We start from the raw sequence: 4505 nt of genomic DNA, 5'->3' as shown, positions 1-4505 counted from the left end.
GGTCTGACGCTCGGCCGGATCGCGCACCTCGTCCACGGGCGCCTCTTCCCCGGCACCGGCGAGGAGGCACGGTCGTGAGCGCACGGCCGGGGTGCCCGTGGCGGCGATGGTGCTGCTCGGTCTGGCCGGTTCCGCGCTCGCCGTGCGCCGCATCACCTCCGTCGACCCGCTGACCGCCCTGGGAGCCGCCCGATGACCGCCTTGGCGCTGGAAGACGTCACCCTCACGCACCCCGACGGCGACGGCCGGCTGACCGCCCTGGACGCGGTCTCGCTGACCGTGGCCCCCGGCGAGCTGATCGCCGTCGTCGGGCCGTCCGGCTCGGGCAAGTCCAGCCTGCTCGCCGTGGCGGCCACGCTGCTGCGCCCGGACTCCGGGCGGGTCGTCCTCGCCGGCCGGTCCGCCGGCGAGCTGACCGAGCGGGAGCGCACCCGGCTGCGGCGCGAGCACGTCGGCATCGTCTTCCAGCAGTCCAACCTGCTGCCGTCGCTGACGGCCGTGGAGCAGCTCCTGGCCGTCGAGCACCTGCGCGGCGGCGACGTGCGCGCCGCACGGATCCGAGCCGCCGCCCTGCTGGCCTCCGCCGGCCTGGCCGGGGACCGGCACGGGCGCCGCCCGCACCAGCTGTCCGGCGGCGAGCGCCAGCGCGTGAACATCGCCCGCGCGCTGTTCCCCGGCCCGTCCGTGCTGCTCGTGGACGAGCCGACGTCGGCCCTGGACCACGAGCGGGGCGCCCGCGTGATGGACCTCCTGGCGGAGGTCACGCGCGAGCACGGGACGGCGACGGTCCTGGTGACGCACGACCGCGAGCTGCTGGACCGCGCGGACCGGGTCCTGGCGATGACGGACGGCCGTCTGGCGCCCGCCTGACCCGCTGGGGAACCGTCACTCGTTGTGCGCGTACAGCTTCAGCACCGGGACGCCCACCTTGTGGCGGGCGCGCGAGGCCCAGTCGCGGTGGAAGAACTCCTCGACGAGGTGCGGGGCGGTCAGGACGATCACCTCGTCCGCGCCGGTCTGCTCGACGACCGAGCGCAGGACGTCGAGCGGGTGCCCGCCGATGATCTGGCCGACGGCCTCGCAGCCCGCGTCCCGCAGGGAGCGCAGCGAGTGTTCCAGGGCGAGCGTGGCCGGCGGGACGGCCTCCTCGCCCTCGGGCTCGTCCGCCTCGTGGACGGCCTGTTCCAGCTCGCCGAGGGCGACGTCGTCGATGGCGCGCAGCAGCCGGTCCTCGTTGCCTCTGGGCCGCATGAGGACGACGAAGGACAGATCGTCGTCATGAAGGGTGGTGACGAACTCGACATCCGCCGGGGACAGCGGCTGCTCGATCATCAATACGCTCGTGAACACGGTGGGCGCCCTTCTTCCATGTGGGCCACCGGGCCCAACAGAAACCATCCTGCGCGTGCTCCCCGTGAGCCCGCCTGTTTCCTTCCCGTGCCCACGGGGGAGCGTTTGACTCAATTCTGCCCGCCGGAACGCAACCGGAACGGTGAATTCCGCCGATTGTCAGACCCGGCGGTAGCTCGTGAACAGGAAGCCCTCCTCCTCCAGGACCGAGGAGAGCGCGAACCGCTCGGGCACGGACAGCGGCGGGCCGTCCATGATGCGCGGCGCGGTGCCCGTGGCGACGACGGGAGCCAGGGACAGACACATCTCGTCGAGCACCCGGGCCGCCGCGAAGTGCCCCAGCAGCCGCGGGCCGCCCTCCGTGAGCAGCCGCTTCAGGCCACGGGCGGCCAGCTCCTCCAGGACCCGCGCGGGCTCGACGCCCCGCCCCTCGCCCGCCACGACGACCTCCGCCCCGGCCGCGCACGCCGCCTCGACGCGCTCGCGCGGCGCGGCGGCACCCGTCAGCACGAGCGTCGGCACCAGCGGCGCGGTGAACAGCGGGAGCGAGAAGTCCAGGTCGAGCCCCGCGCTCACGACCGCGATCACCGGCGCGGGCGCCTGGCCGAGCGCCGCGCGCCGCGCCGCGAACGCCTCCCGGGCGCGCGCGGGCCGGTACGCCTCCTGCCGCACGGTCTCGGCGCCCACCACGATCGCGTCGGCGAGGGCGCGCAGGGTGCCGAAGATCCGCATGTCGGCGGGCGAGGAGAGCGGGTGGGAGCGGCCCTCGTGATGGGCGGCGCCGTCGAGCGAGGAGACCATGTTGGCCCGCAGCCACACGCCGCCCTCACCGCCCGCCCCGTCGGGGTAGGCGTAGAAGTCGGCGAGTTCGTCCAGCCCCCACTCCCGGTCGTCGAGGTCGGAGGGGCTGAGCGGGGAGGGGAACAGGCGTCGCATAGGCCGCAGTGTGACATGGCTCGCCCTCCGCGCGGCGGGACGGTCCCGTTCAGCGGCTACGCTGGATCGCTGTGTCGTCCTCCACCGCATCCCCCGCCGGCGCCACCGGCTCGATACCCGCGCAGCGCACCGCCGCCGCCGCGCCCGTGGCGCTGACCTCGCGCACCCCGCACGTCCCCGCCGACCGTCTGGTCGCCGAGATGGTGCCGCCCCCGCGCTTCGACTCCGTGCGGTTCGAGAACTACATACCCGACCCGAACCGGCCCAGCCAGTCCGAGGCCGTCCGGACGCTCGGCGGCTTCGCCGCCGGCGTGGGCGGCGGACCGGCCGGCGACACCGGCCGCAAGCGCTGGTTCCGCCGCGAGAGCAAGCCCGCGGTGCCGGCCGGCCCGCGCGGCGTCTACCTCGACGGCGGCTACGGCGTCGGCAAGACCCACCTCCTGGCGTCCCTCTGGCACGCCGCCCCGGCCGCGCCCGAGCAGAAGGCGTTCGGCACGTTCGTGGAGCTGACCAATCTCGTCGGCGCGCTCGGCTTCCAGCAGACCGTCCAGACGCTCGGCAGCCACAAGCTGCTGTGCATCGACGAGTTCGAGCTCGACGATCCGGGCGACACGGTCCTCGTCTCCACGCTGCTGCGCAGGCTCGTCGAGGCGGGCGTGGCGCTCGCCGCGACCTCCAACACGCTGCCCGGCAAGCTCGGCGAGGGCCGCTTCGCCGCCGCCGACTTCCTGCGCGAGATCCAGGGCCTGTCCGCGCACTTCCAGACGCTGCGCATCGACGGCGAGGACTACCGCCACCGCGGCCTGCCGGAGGCGCCCGCCCCGTACGACGACGACACGGTCCGGCGCGTGGCGCACGCCACGGAGGGCGCCTCGCTGGACGCCTTCCCCGACCTGCTGGAGCACCTCTCGAAGGTCCACCCCAGCCGGTACGGCGCGCTGTGCGACTCGGTGCGGGCCGTGTGCCTCACCGGCGTCGAGCCGGTGCCCGACCAGTCGACCGCCCTGCGGCTCGTCGTGCTCGCCGACCGGCTGTACGACCGGGAGGTGCCGGTGCTGGCCTCGGGACGGCCGTTCGACGAGCTGTTCAGCGAGGAGATGCTCAAGGGCGGCTACCGGAAGAAGTACTTCCGCGCCATCTCGCGCCTGACGGCGCTGGCGCGCGACGCAAAGCCGCTGGCCGCGGAGTAATTTGCTTGATCGTACGGGGGCCTTGCCCCCGTGCCCCCGGCTTGCGGCGCGATTCGACACCGCCGGCCCGGTCGCACTGGGCAGAGCACCGCTGCGGCGGGAAAGGACCGGGGGCTGACGCCCCCGCCCCCCGGTGATGGCCACCGGACAGTCGCTACCGCCGTGCGCTCAGCGCGCACGCCAGCGTTGTGGCTCCCGCCGCGAGGGCGGCCGCGGCCGCCAGCGGCAGGACCGGCACCGTGACCGTGCCGTCCAGGGAGCCCGTGACCAGGCCGGTCACGGCCGCCCGGGCCGGGGAGACCGCCGGGAACAGGACGACGAAGGCCGCGAGGATCGTGGCCGGCACCGACCGGGCGGTGCTCCGCAGCAGTGGCCGGTTGCACAGCGCGCCCACGGCCGTGCCGAGCAGGGCGCAGGTCAGGGCAGCGGCCAGCCCGGCGCCGGCGGCGGCGCCCAGGGGGACGCCGACCTGACGGTCGGCGCTGCGCGGATCGCTGATCGCGGCGATCACCGCGCTGCCGGCCAGCGCCAGGACCAGGGAAGCAAGCAGCGCGGTGAGCACCGCCGCGAGATGCGCGCGCCACGCCCCGGCCGCGGCGGCGGCGCAATCCCGGGCGGCGTCCGGCTCGTTGGTCACGCACACCCTTACCAGCCAGGCCGCGACGGGCAGCACGGCAGTGGCCCCCCAGCCGAGGGAGTCCAGGACCGGTTCGCCGGGCCGGAGGCCGACCGCGAGGAAGGCGCCGTAGAGCAGCAGCGGCGGGAGCCAGCGGTGCGAGCGCAGCAGCAGTTCGGTCTGGTAGCGGACGAGGGCGGGCAGGGCGCGCATGTCAGTGCTCCTCCGGGGTCACCGCGCGGACGTGCCACGCGGGGCAGGCGGTGAGGAGTGCCCTCAGCAGCGCGTCCGACTGGGCGGCGGGCACGGTCAGCCGCACGCCCGCGCCGCCGGGCAGCGGCTCGTGGGACGGGTCTCCGGGCAGGCCGGGCGGCGGCGGGCCGCCGTCCGGGCTCTCGGCGTCGATCCGTACG

5 protein-coding genes and 2 pseudogenes are annotated in these 4505 nt (G+C 75.2%); 3 read left to right on the top strand and 4 right to left on the bottom strand.

The genetic code is table 11. The annotated features are described in order from the left end of the window. Window positions 1–91: 91 nt before the first annotated feature. Window positions 92–196: pseudogene (locus AB0K09_RS30140) on the top strand (ABC transporter permease); the annotation flags it as partial. After that, entirely contained in the window at window positions 193–870 is a 678-nt protein-coding gene (locus AB0K09_RS30135; protein WP_366068580.1) for an ATP-binding cassette domain-containing protein, read from the top strand. The pseudogene AB0K09_RS30140 and the gene AB0K09_RS30135, both read left to right, overlap by 4 nt. A 15-nt stretch (window positions 871–885) precedes the next feature. Here the strand turns inward: AB0K09_RS30135 and AB0K09_RS30130 are convergent, their stop codons facing one another. Both AB0K09_RS30130 and AB0K09_RS30125 read right to left on the bottom strand, forming a co-directional pair. Beyond that, complete coding sequence (locus tag AB0K09_RS30130) at window positions 886–1350, bottom strand: indole-3-glycerol phosphate synthase (RefSeq protein WP_366068579.1); 465 nt, start codon at window positions 1348–1350, stop codon at window positions 886–888. A 159-nt stretch (window positions 1351–1509) separates the two neighbouring features. Beyond that, on the bottom strand, window positions 1510–2286 hold the full coding sequence (locus AB0K09_RS30125; RefSeq protein WP_366068578.1) for a pyrimidine reductase family protein: 777 nt from the start codon (window positions 2284–2286) through the stop codon (window positions 1510–1512). 113 nt (window positions 2287–2399) lie between these two features. On the opposite strand from AB0K09_RS30125, the gene zapE reads away from it, so the two are divergent. After that, window positions 2400–3476 (top strand): cell division protein ZapE, encoded by a 1077-nt coding sequence (gene zapE / locus AB0K09_RS30120; protein WP_366068582.1) that lies wholly within the window; start codon window positions 2400–2402, stop codon window positions 3474–3476. A gap of 154 nt (window positions 3477–3630) precedes the next feature. On the opposite strand, the gene AB0K09_RS30115 is transcribed toward zapE, so the two are convergent. After that, a complete protein-coding gene (locus AB0K09_RS30115; protein ID WP_366068581.1) occupies window positions 3631–4296 on the bottom strand; it encodes an ABC transporter in 666 nt (221 codons plus the stop codon). A 10-nt stretch (window positions 4297–4306) separates the two neighbouring features. Further along, window positions 4307–4505, bottom strand: a pseudogene (locus tag AB0K09_RS30110) (ABC transporter ATP-binding protein); the annotation flags it as partial.

The sequence above is a fragment of the Streptomyces sp. NPDC049577 genome (assembly GCF_040675635.1).
Classification (GTDB): Bacteria; Actinomycetota; Actinomycetes; order Streptomycetales; family Streptomycetaceae; genus Streptomyces.
The sequence above is the reverse complement of the archived record's forward strand: the minus strand, read 5'-3'. Positions and strand labels throughout refer to the sequence as shown.

Bases quoted from the DNA above. Each gene is read 5' to 3' on its own strand.
- AB0K09_RS30135 (WP_366068580.1), top strand. From the start codon at position 193: ATGACCGCCTTGGCGCTGGAAGACGTCACCCTCACGCACCCCGACGGC.
- AB0K09_RS30125 (WP_366068578.1), bottom strand. From the start codon at position 2,286: ATGCGACGCCTGTTCCCCTCCCCGCTCAGCCCCTCCGACCTCGACGAC.